Origin of the sequence: Paenibacillus alba (assembly GCF_013204855.1) — a bacterium.
GTDB lineage: Bacteria > Bacillota > Bacilli > Paenibacillales > NBRC-103111 > Paenibacillus_E > Paenibacillus_E alba.
The window spans coordinates 1-14,468 of sequence record NZ_JABMKZ010000038.1 but is presented as its reverse complement, the minus strand read 5'-3'; the positions used below and the strand labels follow the sequence as shown (position 1 = coordinate 14,468).

The 14,468-nt window shown below is 45.3% G+C and carries 10 protein-coding genes; all 10 read left to right on the top strand.

Features of this window, described 5'->3' with window-relative positions; genetic code table 11:
• Nucleotides 1-8 precede the first annotated feature (8 nt).
• Complete coding sequence (locus HQN90_RS30735) at nucleotides 9-227, top strand: DNA-directed RNA polymerase subunit beta (RefSeq protein WP_079417024.1); 219 nt, start codon at nucleotides 9-11, stop codon at nucleotides 225-227.
• A 100-nt stretch (nucleotides 228-327) separates the two neighbouring features.
• A complete protein-coding gene (locus HQN90_RS30730) occupies nucleotides 328-846 on the top strand; it encodes a CDP-alcohol phosphatidyltransferase family protein (RefSeq protein WP_246362920.1) in 519 nt (172 codons plus the stop codon).
• A gap of 168 nt (nucleotides 847-1,014) precedes the next feature.
• Nucleotides 1,015-1,443, top strand: coding sequence for a 3-hydroxyacyl-ACP dehydratase FabZ (gene fabZ / locus HQN90_RS30725; RefSeq protein ID WP_079417028.1), 429 nt, complete (start codon nucleotides 1,015-1,017; stop codon nucleotides 1,441-1,443).
• Between the two features lie 24 nt (nucleotides 1,444-1,467).
• A complete protein-coding gene (locus HQN90_RS30720) occupies nucleotides 1,468-3,171 on the top strand; it encodes a phospho-sugar mutase (RefSeq protein ID WP_420851098.1) in 1,704 nt (567 codons plus the stop codon).
• Nucleotides 3,172-3,344: 173 nt separating this feature from the next.
• The gene (locus HQN90_RS30715; RefSeq protein WP_173226266.1) at nucleotides 3,345-5,393 is read left to right on the top strand and encodes a DUF5693 family protein; all 2,049 of its coding nucleotides are present in this window, start codon (nucleotides 3,345-3,347) and stop codon (nucleotides 5,391-5,393) included.
• Nucleotides 5,369-6,490 (top strand): polysaccharide pyruvyl transferase CsaB, encoded by a 1,122-nt coding sequence (gene csaB, locus HQN90_RS30710; RefSeq protein WP_173226264.1) that lies wholly within the window; start codon nucleotides 5,369-5,371, stop codon nucleotides 6,488-6,490. Before HQN90_RS30715 ends, csaB begins: the two co-directional genes overlap by 25 nt.
• 47 nt (nucleotides 6,491-6,537) lie before the next feature.
• Nucleotides 6,538-7,326, top strand: a complete 789-nt coding sequence (locus HQN90_RS30705; RefSeq protein ID WP_173226263.1) for a WecB/TagA/CpsF family glycosyltransferase — start codon at nucleotides 6,538-6,540, stop codon at nucleotides 7,324-7,326.
• Between the two features lie 132 nt (nucleotides 7,327-7,458).
• Nucleotides 7,459-8,568 carry a glycosyltransferase family 4 protein gene (locus HQN90_RS30700; RefSeq protein WP_079417038.1) on the top strand — a complete coding sequence of 370 codons (1,110 nt, stop codon included), beginning with the start codon at nucleotides 7,459-7,461 and terminating at the stop codon, nucleotides 8,566-8,568.
• A 262-nt stretch (nucleotides 8,569-8,830) separates the two neighbouring features.
• A complete protein-coding gene (locus HQN90_RS30695; protein ID WP_173226261.1) occupies nucleotides 8,831-12,700 on the top strand; it encodes an S-layer homology domain-containing protein in 3,870 nt (1,289 codons plus the stop codon).
• Nucleotides 12,701-13,087: 387 nt separating this feature from the next.
• Nucleotides 13,088-14,468: S-layer homology domain-containing protein (locus tag HQN90_RS30690; protein ID WP_173226259.1), on the top strand; the 1,381-nt coding region annotated here is incomplete at its 3' end.

The window sequence follows — 14,468 nt, the reverse complement described above, 5'->3', positions numbered from 1 at the left end:
AGGGCTCGATGTCGGACAAGCCAACTCCAAAGCAAAAGAAAGCAAGGCCCAAATGGCTTACTATACTATGGATTATTTTCAAGATCATTCGTATCCCCGTACTCTGCGTACTGGCCGTCTATATCGGTCTTTGGGTAGGTTATACCAAGCTTGGTCATCAGCCGGCTGGGGAAATCTTTCATATGAGTACCTGGCGTCATTTATACGATCTGGTCTTTGCGAATTAACTCGGACTCCCTTACTGGGAGTTTTATTTTTGTCTGAGCAGCGGTATAATGAATGAAGGTCCATGAACAGATACCAGATATTAGGTGCAGGAGGGGTACTTTGAATATACCGAACATGCTCACCCTTAGCAGGTTTGTTCTAATTCCTGTTTATCTAGCGATTTTTCTTAGTGGGCATATCCAAATTGCTTTCGTGATCTTGCTGGCAGCTGGGCTTACGGATATTCTTGACGGTTATATTGCAAGGACACGAGGATTGATTACGCCCGTTGGGGTTATGCTCGATCCATTAGCGGATAAATGTATGATGATTGCTGTTATTTTATCCTTGTTGATCACTCACATGATTCCTTGGCAAGCCGCAGCCGCGATGTTCATTCGGGATGCAGGCATGATCATAGGCTCGGCCTTCTTTCACTTTAGGGGCAAATTAACGGTTCCTGCGAATGTGATGGGGAAGTTGACGACCGTCTTATACTATCTCGCGATTCTCTTTATCGTGTTTAAGTTAACCTTTGCTGTGACCTATCTGTGGTTCGTGATCAGTGTTTCTTTTTTAACGTCCTTTATATATATATTCCAGTTCCTATTATTGAATCGAGCTGCCAAGATGAAATAATCGTACATATTAACGTAAAAAGAGCTTATGCAAAGGACTGTGCACAACCCATTAGACATAAGCCCCTCTATATGAACCTTCATTTCTGCAGTTAATGAAGGGACAACCCTATTGTAAGTGATTCCCTTGTATTTTATACAAGCTATTCTGAAAGGAGCTTTACCTGTTATGTTAGATATTAATCAGATTCAAGAGATTATACCACACCGTGCGCCATTCCTATTGGTGGATCGTATTTTGGAAGTTGAAGAAGGCGTTAGAGCGGTTGGCATTAAGAATGTAACGATCAATGAACCGTTCTTCGCAGGACATTTCCCTGGCTATCCAGTTATGCCTGGTGTGCTTATCGTGGAAGCTCTTGCGCAGGTTGGCGCTGTAGCTGTTCTATCGATGCCTGAATATAAAGGCAAAATCGGTCTATTCGCTGGTGCGGACGGGATCCGTTGGCGGCAACAAGTCGTACCGGGTGATACCCTTACGTTAGAAATGACGATTACACGGGTAAAAGGAACTATCGTCAAAGGCAACGCAGTAGCCAAGGTTGGTGACAAAGTGGTAGTCGAAGGCGAACTTATGTTTGCCCTTGCTAATAAATAACCCATAGATAAAAAGGAGATGAACCTGACTACTATGACGCGTGTACAAACAGAGTATCAATTATGGTTAGAGGATCCAGCGGTGGATGCCGAAACGAAGAAAGAACTGCAAGCCATTCGGGACGATGAGAAGGAAATTGAGGATCGATTCTATAAAGATCTCGAATTTGGCACTGGCGGGCTTCGCGGTGTGATTGGTGCTGGAACGAATCGAATCAACGTATATACCGTTGGACGCGCAAGCCAAGGCTTGGCACAGTATGTGAATGGAACGGGCGCAGCAAGTCCCTCCATTGTCCTGGCTTATGATTCCCGTCATATGTCGCCGGAGTTCGCTTTAGAAGCGGCCCTCGTTTTCGCAGGGAATGGCATCAAGGCTTATCTTTTCCAGACGCTGCACGCGACACCACAGCTTTCTTTTGCCGTGAGATACTTAGGGGCAAATGCAGGCGTAGTCGTAACAGCGAGTCACAATCCACCTGAATATAATGGTTACAAAGTATATGGCGCAGACGGCGGCCAACTCGTGCCTCAGTATGCGGAGCAAGTTATCGCAGAAGTTCAAAGCATTGATTCTTTCAGTAAAGTAAAGAAGCTTAGCCAGCAAGAAGCAGAAGCTCAAGGGTTGCTAGCTTGGTTAGGTGAGGATGTTGATCAAGCTTACATCGAAGCGGTCACGGCAATCAGCCAGAATCCGGAGGTCATTAAGGAGATTAGTGATGATTTCCGTATTATCTTTACTCCGCTGCATGGAGCGGGGAATGTGCCGGTTCGCGAGGTGCTGAAGGCAGTCGGTTTCGGACAAGTTCGTGTTGTTGCCGAGCAGGAGCAGCCAGATGCTCAATTCTCGACCGTGAAGTCTCCGAACCCCGAGGAGCGGGAAGCTTTCACACTGGCAATTGCACAAGCGAAGGAATGGAATGCTGATATTATCATCGGGACGGATCCCGACGCGGATCGCATGGGCGCGGTCGTGAAGGATCCGAACGGGGAGTATGTTGTGTTAAGCGGCAATCAGTCTGGCGCCATCATGGTGAATTATTTATTGTCCAGCTTGAAGGAACGTGGAACATTGCCGACAAACGGCGTTGTGGTCAAAACGATCGTGACCAGTGAAATGGGCGCAGTCATCGCCAATCATTATGGAATTCCTACCTTGAATACGTTAACCGGCTTCAAATATATCGGGGAAAAGATGTCCCAGTTTGAGCAAAATGGCGAACATATCTTCGTATTCGGTTACGAAGAAAGTTATGGCTATTTGGCTGGCGACTACGCCCGCGATAAAGATGCTGTTATTGCAGCGATGCTTATTGCAGAAGCTGCAGCGTATTACAAAAAGCAAGGCAAGACCTTATATGAAGTGCTGCAAGAGCTATACGAATCCTTTGGTTACTTTTTGGAAAAACTGGAATCAAGGACGCTTAAAGGCAAGGATGGCGTGGAACAAATCGGACGCATGGTGGATGCATGGAGAACGAACCCGCCGACCGAAATCGGGGGTACCCGTGTAACGGCGTTAGAAGATTACGCCAAAGGCGTGGATGGGCTTCCGATCGAGAACGTACTGAAGTTCAAGCTGGAGGATGGTTCCTGGTTCTGCCTGCGTCCGTCAGGCACAGAGCCCAAGATTAAATTTTATTTTGCGGTAAAAGGATCAACAGGTCCGGCAGCCGCAGAGCAGCTGGATGGCATCATTCAATATGTACTTAGCCGTGTAGACGGATGATGGAATAGGATCAATTGAACCTCTTCAGAACCTAAGTCAGGGATAGGTCGTCTAATGAATAAATGGAAACAAAATCCGTATTCATTTGGCCTATTTCCCAAGCTTGGGAACTGGAGAGGTTTTCGAATGTATAAGGAATTATCCAAGTAAATGCTCTAAGGAGTGGACAATTAGTGAATTGGTATAAAACATGGAACAACCCGCTCAAAAATGTCTTGTGGTGGCTCGTCATTATTGGCATGCTCGGCTCACTGCCGCTTGCCTTCACACGTCACCAAACGGAAACATCGGCGAATAAAGTCGAATTTGTTTTCGATTACCGCGACCTGTTGGATGTCTCTGATATTCAAACAAACCCGCAGACCTTTGTTGCCGAGCAATTGAAGAAGATGAAGGCAGCAGGCATTCAGTCTATGGCTGTCTACGAAAGCACCTTGGCGGAACTCAGAGAGAGCCGTCGCATTGAGATGTACAATTCACGGGATGCCGCCGCATTAACGCAAACATTTGGTAACCCGAATGAGAACTTCACGTATGTGTTGTTCCCAGATAGCGCTACCCAGCAAAAGCTGGAGCCTTTGATTCAGAAAACCTTCGGTGATCTGCAGGTGGGCGTTAAGCCTTGGAGTTTCAGGAATAAAAATGGGCTTATCATTCAAATGAGTTCGGACGACGCTTCGATTAAGACCATGGATCCGGATCCCATTACGCTGCAAACACTGAAGGACCAAGGCTTTCAAATCGTTGTTCGTTTATCCAATCGCAGGGCGTTTGTTACGAATGACATGGATCGTCTCCTGAAGCAATTGTATGATTTGGGCGTGAAACGAATTATTGTGGACGGCAATGAAGTGCCAGGGTATACCGAAGAAAATACGGAAGTTAATCTTAATAAAATGGCCGATCTTCTTCATAAATATGATATTGGTCTTGCCGCTATTGAAATGCTGAAGGAACCGCAAAAAGGGTTCAGTACGCTGGCCAAGCAAACGAATTATGATGTCGTTCGCCTGCATTCTTTTACGGAGAAAGACAGTGAGAAATTGATGGAACCGCTCAAAAAGGCGGAATTGGAAGATCGGATTCAAGGGGTCGCGGATCGTTTTGTTCTTGCGGTCAAAGATCGCAACATCCGCATGGTGTTCTTGAATGCGAAGCCGTTGAAAAGTTTGGACAAAGGCAAGCTGGTAGATCCACTAGCTGCTTTTTATGAAAGCTTGCAAGGGAAGGACGGAGCCATTCCTCGTATTGAGAAAGCGGGCTTTACACTGGGAACGGCGGAAGCATTTACGGTAGAATCCAACGGATGGCAGAAGATAGCGCGAGTGTTTATCCTGGTGGGTGGGGTTAGCTTGATTGTGCTGACGGCTTCCTTCTTCATTCCGGAGTCTGTTTTGTTCCTATTCGTGATTGGCCTGCTGGGCGCTATTGCGCTGCATACGTTGTCTGCAAACCTTTACGCACAAGCACTTGCTCTTGCGACTGCAATTTGTGCGCCGAGTGTTGCCATGATGCTCGTTATTCGGTCTATTCAATCGGGAGCCGCGGCCAAGTGGAAGTCCGGATTAGCCTTTGGCTTATGGCAGCTGCTCAAAACCTCATTGATTTCTCTTATCGGCGTCGTATTTGAGGTTGCCCTGTTGAATCACATTAGCTACTCGCTGGTTATCCAGCAGTTCCGCGGCGTCAGCGCGCTGCATTTATTGCCTATTGCGATTGTCGCACTGTATCTGTTGTTCTTTAGCGAGAATAATACCTATAAGGAGAAAATGGCGAAGGTTCGCAAAATATTCTCTTCTTATATCAGCGTTCTGTGGATTGTAGTAGCTGGCATTGTTTTGGCGGCTGGTTATTACTACTTATCCCGTACAGGGAACGAGGGACAAGCCTCCTCGATAGAGAAGCTGTTCCGGTCTTTCTTAGAGAATACGTTAGGTGTGAGACCTAGGACGAAAGAGTTCTTGTTTGCTCATCCACTGTTCTTGCTAGGCGCGTATCTATCCGTTCGCTATCGCAATGCGATGTATGTTCTATTCATAGGTGTTATGGGGCAATTATCTATTGTGGATACATTCGCTCATCTCCATACGCCGCTGCATATCTCTTTAATCCGTATTACTTATGGGCTAGTTTTCGGTGCGTTGATTGGAATTGTCCTCATTATTGCTTGGGAAATTATCACGAGGAGTTGGAAGCGATGGGTTCCTCAGTGGTCAAAATAGCGCTATCCGGCTACTATGGCTTCGATAATAGCGGGGATGAGGCTGTACTGCAGTCGATTTTGTTTGCCCTCCAGGAGCAAAGCAAAGAACAGGGCATTCAAATTGAGCCGATTGTCCTTTCCGCTAATCCGGAGAAAACAGCGGCTATGTACGGAGTTAAAGCGTATCATCGCATGAAACCGGGGGCACTGTTCCGCGCATTGCGTGAAGCGGATGGCTTAATCAGCGGAGGCGGCAGCTTGCTGCAGGATGCAACCAGTTCGAAGACAATCCCGTATTATTTGGCTGTTCTGAAGCTTGCGCAGTGGCTTCGCAAGCCTACGTTTATTTATTCGCAAGGCATCGGCCCTGTGGGCCGTCCGATGTTCTTTGGCTGGATCCGCAGCGTATTTCAGCGCTGCGCGTATGTGTCGGTCCGCGACACGGAGTCCGCGGACTTGCTTGTTCGGATGCGCCTCCCGCGGGAGCGCATCACCGTCGTGCCAGACCCGGTCATGGGTCTGCCGCTGCGCGCGAACGGCGCGGCCGTTGGCGCGCCGTCTGTTGAGCGGACGGTCGGCGTGTCCGTCCGCTTCTGGAACGAGGACCGCTCGGAGCTGGAAGCTCTCTCGCGGTCCCTGGCCCTACTGCTTGCCGCGAATGCCGATGTGCGGCTGCGGTTCTTGCCCTTCCACCTCCCTTTGGATGAGGTGGCTTCGCAGTACGTGATCGACCGCTTAGGCGATCACGGGTCGCGGGTGGAGATGGCGCGAGGCGTCGTCCATCCGCAGGACATGCTGGCGCAGGTTGCGGCGTGCGACCTGCTGATCGGGATGAGGCTGCATTCTTTGATTTATGCAGCCTCGCAGTATGTGCCTATGGTAGGCATCTCGTACGATCCGAAGATCGACCAGTTCCTCCATAGGCTTGGCATGAAAGCCGCCGCATCGACAGCCAGCTTCGATGCGGATGCCTTCGCCGAGGAGGCGCAGCGCCTCCTCGTGGATCGCGAGCAGTGGGCGGCTTCCAACCGCGCCGCCATTGAAGAGCTGAAAGCGCAGGCTCAGCTTCCAGCGAAGCGCATTGTTTCATTTTATAAACAAAAGATTAATAAATAAGCAACTAAATTTCGAAACTCAACGTCACATAAAGGAAGAGATATGCCATGAGTTCAACATCAACAACGATCCCTCCGGAGTCAGCCGCCGCGAGTGCGATCCCCAAAGTTCGTATCTACGGTGTGCCTGTCTCCAAAATGAGTATGGACCAAACCGTGGCCTACCTTACGAAGGCTATAGAGCAAAGGCAGCCTCATCAAGTGATTACAGCTAATCCGATTATGGTCATGGCTGCACAGGATGATCCTGCGTACCTAAGCATGATGCAGCGTGCGGAACTGATTGTTCCGGACGGAACGGGCGTCGTGTGGGCCTCTGGATACGTGGGGCAGCCTGTGGCGGAGCGAGTTCCTGGCTATGATCTGCTTCATAGGCTGATGAAGGCCGGGGAGCCGCGAAGCTGGAAAGTCTACTTGCTTGGGGCTTCCAATGAAGTTATCCAGGCGGCAGCAGATAAGCTTCGTGCCAGCTATCCAGGAATCCAGCTTGTTGGTGTGCGAGACGGTTATTTCAGCGATGCACAGGATGCCGAAGTTATTCAAGAGATCATCGATGCAGCGCCGGATCTGCTTTTTGTAGGAAGATCAGCGGCTAACCAAGAGCCATGGATTGGGAAATATAAGCACCAAATTGGAGTACCCGTTATGATGGGTGTCGGGGGAAGTTTTGATGTGCTTTCGGGCAAGCTAAAACGAGCGCCGGTACTTTTTCAAAAACTACGCCTAGAGTGGTTCTACCGGCTAATGCAGGAGCCTTGGCGCTACAAAAGAATGCTGCTGCTCCCCAAATTTGCCATCAAAGTGATGCGTGACAAAGAGAAAGTCACGAAATCCTGAAAAAATGTTTGAAAATTGCCTGAAAACGGTCATTTCAGACAAATTTAGCAGTAGTATTTGTGGACAAATGGGAGTATAATTCATTTCGGCGGATTACCTGCCACCCACGACAAGAGGAGCTGTGAAGAGAAGATGTATGGATTATATGCGATTGGGTTTATCGCTTCGTGCTTAATGGCGCTGCTGCTGACACCCCTGGTCAAAAAATTTGCCTTTAAGGTAGGAGCGGTTGACGCCCCGAACCATCGGAAGGTACATACCCGAATTATGCCACGTCTCGGAGGATTAGCGATATTCCTTGCGTTCGTCGGAGCTTATTTCGTCGTCTCTCCAGCACTTGATGCTGTTAATTCGAATGCTGCCTTTGGTTTGCTAATCGGGGGCTTTGTGATTGTCGTGACGGGGGCTTTGGATGACCGGTTTCAACTATCTCCCAAATGGAAGCTGCTTGGGCAATTGATTGCTGCCTGTATCGTAGTCTCCTTTGGACTCAAGATCGATCTCGTTAACATTCCGTTCGGAACAACGAACCTGCCCATTGGCTGGTTAAGTATTCCGATTACGATATTATGGATAGTCGGCGTATCCAATGCCATTAACTTGATTGACGGCCTAGATGGCTTGTCTGCTGGTGTTTCCGGTATTGCTACGACTACAATTCTTGTATTAGCTCTGATGATGGGCAACGTGACCGTTATTCTGCTTTGCGTGATCCTGCTCGGAAGCATCATCGGGTTTATGTTCTATAACTTTCATCCGGCCAAAATCTTTATGGGTGACTCTGGGGCGCTGTTTCTAGGGTTCGCTCTAGCAACGCTGTCCATCCTTGGGTTCAAGCAAGCTGCTGTCGTTTCGCTGCTCATTCCTATTATGATTTTGGGCGTGCCAATATCGGATACCTTCTTCGCGATTATGCGTCGTTATGTGAACAAATTGCCGATCTCGGCGCCGGACAAAAGCCATCTGCATCACTGCTTGCTGCAGCTTGGATTCAGTCATCGTACAAGCGTGTTGATCATCTATGGGATTGCTTCTATCTTTGGCGGCAGCGCCGTGGTCTGTTCGGTCTTTATCTCCCAAGATTCGACTTGGGGACTTATCATGATTATTGTTGCTCTATTCCTCGTTATGCTCGTAGGAGCAGAAGCCATTGGTATCATTAGTAAGAGCCGCAAACCGGTGCTCAACTTCCTGCAGAAGCTTGTAGGGAAGCAAGTGCAAAGTGATCGCGTGGGCAAGTAAGCTTTACTCTTAAATCGTATCTATCGAATCCAACCTTCGGGTTGGATTTTTTTTGAATTTTATGAATTTATTTCTTTCTCTAAACTTTTGCTTGGTTTTGACCGATAAGTAGGATACAAGAACTTTTGGCGTTCAGCCACGTCTAATCATGTAGAATGATAGAAGAATATGGGAGGGATTGTCGAAAGTCGTACTGTAAAGTAAGGATTATTATCATTAACTATGAATAACAACATTTAAATTACATAAGGAGGAACTAGTTTTGAAATTATTGAATAAAAAATGGGCAAGTCTCATGTTGATTATGACTCTGCTTATTAGTGTGCTTCCTACCATGACGGCAAGTGCTGCTGGGACCATAACGGTGACTAACCTTTATACGGTTGATTTTGCAGCAGCTCCACCCAATAACGCTTATAATGATGCACTCGTTGATCGTTTTACTCAAAGTCCGATTACAGTAAATGTAACGATTAATGGTATTACAGCGGATCAAATTAATAGCGTCTATTATCAGGTTATTAACGAGAATACGGGACAGATTACAACCAACACAACGAATAAGCCTGTTGTGAACCCGAACAATAGTAGTGAAATCTATTTCCAAGGGGTCAATCTGACCGAAGGCAAGAATATCATCACTGTAAAATATGGGCAAACGGGCGGGATCGTTTCTAATCCAGCTTATGCTTATTACACTCCAGTGTCTAACATTGCCGGCTTGAAATTCAACGACGACTCTTTCGTTGATGGCGGCATGTATCCAACTCATGGTCCTTACACAGGCATTAATATCACAGGTAGCGCGAATAATGCCTCTGATATTGAAGCGACGCTGGGTGGAACCGTTTATCAGCGTTCCGCATTTGCTAGTGGTTTGTTTACTTTTGTAACTAACACAGGAAGATCTACGGATATTGAATTTAATCCGGGAGACAACAAGGTTACCTTTGCTGCAAGGAACCAGTCGAATTTCTTTACGACAGAGCGTTCTTTTACTTATGACAACGGCAAAGCTTTTGCCTACAACACGCAAGCAAAATTGTTAGGTGCTGCATCCTACAGTAAGCTTGTTGATAATCCAATTTTCGAAACTACAACACCAAGCGTAAAAGATATCGATTTTCAAACAGACATTAAGATTCATGGAACTGTAAGCAACTATGTATATGTAGATATATATTCAACAGCGGGCAACAACTATCGTTATTATCTATTAGGCAATAGTCAATTAAACAAGCCGAAACTTAGTGATAACACTACTTTTGCTCAGGACCTTGCAGTAGCTACCCCACATCCTTATTCAATGTCGGAACCATATCGTATTATTAACTTTAAAGGACAACTACCAGTCAATGTAAATAAATCTACGCAAGAATTATACTTTGTATTTACGGATGTTAATGGTGCAACAAGCACATCCCGTTACATTTATACTTATGTAGATAAAGACCAACCTTATGTTAGCAAAGTCAACATATTGCGCACCGTCCCTGGTGGCGGAGGTTCTTATGAATCCACGCTAAGTGAGGGTGGAAGCACTCAAATAACTAACTTCCCTGCAGATTTGAAGATCTACACGAATGCTCAAGCAGATCAAGTGAAGGTCGAAATTAATGGAGCACCCTATAATTCTGGTTCCGTGACTAACGGGATCTATCCAGTAGCAACCTCGCTCGCACAATTAAGCTTGTCGGGAATTACTGATGGTCCAGTAGTCATGAGAGTTACACCTCTTAAAGGTGGAAACACTTATTCTGCAGGAGTAAAACAATATAATCTTGTCATTACAAGTGCACCATATGTTATTCTAAACAAAATTTATAATGCAATGGTTGTTAACAGCGCAAGCAAGCTTACTTGTGATTTTTCAGGAGCTACTGCTCCTTGTATATCTGGGCGTATCGTAAACATATCTAGCGCCGCCGATTATAATAGTATTGTTTATAAAGTGAATGGTATTGTGGTAACCCCTTCGGCTACTAAATTACCTAACGACAACAACAATGGACAATTTGCTATTGAGAATTTCACTGATCCAAGTAACGGTACTCCAATATTCGGCAAAGACGGTAAGTACACGCTGACGATTGAATTGAAGGTAGCTGGCAGGCTTGTTACCACAACGACAATGGAAATTTTCGTGCTCTCGGATAATGTTCCTTCAGTTGACAACTTACAGCCTTTTGAGGCCGACCCTTTAAATCCTGAGTTCATTAAAGATAAGGCGTTACCAGATACTTATGTTACTAAAGCAACTCAAGTAAAAATCATTGGTAAGGTTATAAACTCTGTTGTAGCTGCTCCTGGCAGTGTAGCTGGTGCGGTATTGTATCTCCGCAAAGCACCAACGACGATTCCAGGTGATGGACGTATTGCTTTAACTCCAGCTGGACAAGCTGTGTTTGACACGGGAACATACTTTTCGATGACTGAATTTGGTCAATATGTATTTGAACTTATTGCTACGAATACAACTTCGGGTACTACGGCTAATAAGTTGTTGACCATCACTCGCGAACCTGCACCGTATACATTTTTCCATCCGTCTTCTAAGCAAATTATTAAGAATAATAAAGGTGTCGATCAAGCCAACATCAATCAGAACTACTTTATGATTGAGCTTGAAGCAGCGCAAGCCGATTCCGTTCTTTTTGGCAAAGAAGCAGCCATCTATGACAAAGTAACTAAACACTTCTTCTATGAAGCAAAAAATCTTAAAATTGGTGCCAATGAAATTAAGTTCACAGTAAACCGCGGCACATCCAAAATGAACGGAAGCATCGTGCTGTTCAATACCAATGTTACTATGGTAGGTGCGCAAATCAAGGCTCCATTGACGAATTCAATGAAGATTTTCGATAATGATATTCAGCTATCTTTCCCTAAGGATACGAAGTTGATGCGTTATGACCGTAACAACTCTACGCAGTATGTAAGTGCGGATCGCCAAATTCTATTCGGAATCGCAAGCAATGATGATGGTCGAGTTGACCGCACAGAAGGTGTCGATGCTGTTGAGAATAAAAATGGGATGATTGCACTTGCTGAGCTTACAGGAAGATTCCGTCCAGCAAGCAAACGCTATTGGATCGATGCGGGAATCATCAAACCTGATGCCAATTCAACGGATTCAACATTGCAAGAAGCTTACATGGGTAGTGGCTATTTGCCAAACCTAATCAATGGTGGAACAGCTCGCCCTCCATTTAACCAAAGAGATTATAAAGATGTTGTTGTTCCTTCCAAAATCGGATCAATGACATTGAAGTATGATAGCAACATAGTGAATGATGCATGGAGATACCTGACTGTTTATCAATATACACCTTTCGAAGATCCAAACGGATCCGGCATCTACCTGCCTAAGTGGAAAAACATCGGCGGTAAAGTAGATCCAAGCAAGAATACGATCACTGTTCCTGTTGATTCTTTCGGATATTACCAAGTCATGTATATGGATAATAGTTTTAATGATGTAACTAATCATCCGTGGGGCAGAAATGATCTCGATATTCTTTATTCCAAAGGATATATGGACGGTAAAACGGACGGTTTGTTCATGCCGAACGATGCCATTACACGTGGTGAATTCGTAAGCATGCTTGTTGATATTTTCAATATCCCTTTAAGAAATTCAGATATTGAAGAGAATTCAGTATTCCAGAACCAAACAGGGACCTTCTTAGATGTTCAAAAAGGTTATAGCCTTCCAGGCAGTAATAATGGTCGGTTGTTTGATTATCAGCATATAGAAGCTGCTGCAAGAGCGGGAATTGTACGTGGAAATGCTAATGGACTATTCTTGCCTAACAACTCACTTACTCGTCAAGATGCGGCAGTTATGATCGCCCGTGCCGGCGATATGAAAATGACAAGTGATGAAGCAAAAGCTTTAGCGAGCTTGAAAAAAATATTTACTGATGCGGACATTGAGCATATGGAACTGTATGCAGTGCCAGCAATCGAAGCTGTTTATAAAGCTAAGTTCATTGAAGGTATTGAAAATGCATTGTTAACAGGTCAGAAGAAAGCAACTTATCGTTTCGACGCTCGTGAAACATTCACCCGTGCGCAAGCTGCCGCAGTAGCGGTACGTGTATTGAAACAACAAGGCATTATTCCAAAATGATAGCAAGACTCAAGAGACCGCCCTTCTGGGCGGTCTTTGTTTGTAGAGAAACCTGTGTCTTCTATAAGACATGGGTTTCTTTTTATATTAATTCAGGATAATTTAAGCTAATTTTTAGTAACCATTCAGGTTCTCTACTTATTTACTTCACAAATGCTTTGTAATCTTATTTAGTAGGACATTGATCAAGAGAAAACCAGATATATAGCGACTTTACTGGAAATTTCTTATCAATGAAAAAATGAATAGAGTATCGTATACTAAGTTTGTAGCCGAGATGATAGACGCGAAGCTACACGAGAATCTATCACAAGATTCAAACGTCGCCCTGTTGGTTATAAGTTTTTATAACAAAAACTTTAAAATATTAGGAGGAAACAAACCTTTATGAAAAAAACATTATCCGTCGTTCTTACGTCCGCCATGGCACTTTCCATGTTCTCATCCGTCGCTTTCGGTAAAACGTCCGCTGATTTCACGGACTTGAAAGATCTTGATGCCGCAACACAAGCGAAATTCGATGCGATGATCTCCGCTGGTATCTTTGACGGCGTAACGGACACAACATTTGGTCTGAAAGACGAAATGAACCGCGCACAATTCGCTAAAGTAGCCGCTTTGATCATGGGTCTTGATGTGAACAAAGACTTGAAAACATCGTCCTTCTCAGACGTTAGTGTAACCGACGAAGCGAATGGTTATGCACTTCCGTACATCGAAGCTTTGAAAACAGCAGGTGTTACAGATGGTTATGCTGAAGGTCAATACAATCCAGCTGGTAAAGTAACCAAAGAACAATTAGCTACATTCTTGGTACGTGTTCTTGGCCAAGATGACGCGGCAAAAGCGAAAACAGGCACAGACACAACTGTTTCTGGTTGGGCACAAGGTTATGTTGCACTTGCTCTTGAATTGAAACTTCTGGCGAACGGCACAGACGGCACGTTTGGTGGTCAAGCCAATGCAACACGTGATCTTCTATTAACAGGTGCTTATGAAGCGAAACAACAATATGTACCGGCTGGCAAAGTATCCATGACAGGCGCGAAAGCAACTGGCGTGCAAAAAGTAGAAGTAACGTTCAATAAACCGGTTGACACTGAAAAAGCTAAATTGTCCTTGAAAAAAGGTACAGCTGATGTTGCAACAACCGTGGCATTCGCAGCTGACAAAAAATCTGCTGTCTTAACATTGACAGATGCAAAAATCAGCAATGGTGAGTACAAAGTCAGCATGAGCGGTATTGATGAAGCGACTGTTGATAAAACAACAGCTACGTTTACAGGTCAAGATGAAGTGCTGCAAAAAATTGATTTTGTTAATGCCGGCGACACCATTGCCTACACCGACAAAGTCATCGTGAAAGCAAAAGCCGTGAACCAATACGGTGAAGCAGCTTCAACGAATGCAGGTTCTTACAATGTGTACACATCCGCGGCTACTTTCACGAAGATTGCTAAAGATGCTGATGGTACCCTGTTGATCACACTAGATACGAAAACAAATGATACAACACAAGGCGTTTCTGTTATCCCTGTGACGATCGTGAACAATGACAGCCACATTACGGTAACGAAAAACTTCAAGCTGGGTACACAACCAATCTTAACGAAGCTTGAACTAGGCCAAGCCCGTTACTCCGTAGGCACAGCTTTGAACGGCAAAGGCGAGAACGTGAAATATGACCTGAACCTATATGATCAATACGGCGGTTCCATTGCCTATAACTCCTTAAGTGATTACAGTGCAACAACGTTGATCTGGAATG

What these genes read in the sequence shown, in the direction of transcription:
- fabZ (WP_079417028.1), top strand. Translation starts at nt 1,015, where the DNA reads ATGTTAGATATTAATCAGATTCAAGAGATTATACCACACCGTGCGCCA.
- HQN90_RS30735 (WP_079417024.1), top strand. Translation starts at nt 9, where the DNA reads ATGTCGGACAAGCCAACTCCAAAGCAAAAGAAAGCAAGGCCCAAATGG.
- csaB (WP_173226264.1), top strand. Translation starts at nt 5,369, where the DNA reads ATGGGTTCCTCAGTGGTCAAAATAGCGCTATCCGGCTACTATGGCTTC.
- HQN90_RS30700 (WP_079417038.1), top strand. Translation starts at nt 7,459, where the DNA reads ATGTATGGATTATATGCGATTGGGTTTATCGCTTCGTGCTTAATGGCG.
- HQN90_RS30705 (WP_173226263.1), top strand. Translation starts at nt 6,538, where the DNA reads ATGAGTTCAACATCAACAACGATCCCTCCGGAGTCAGCCGCCGCGAGT.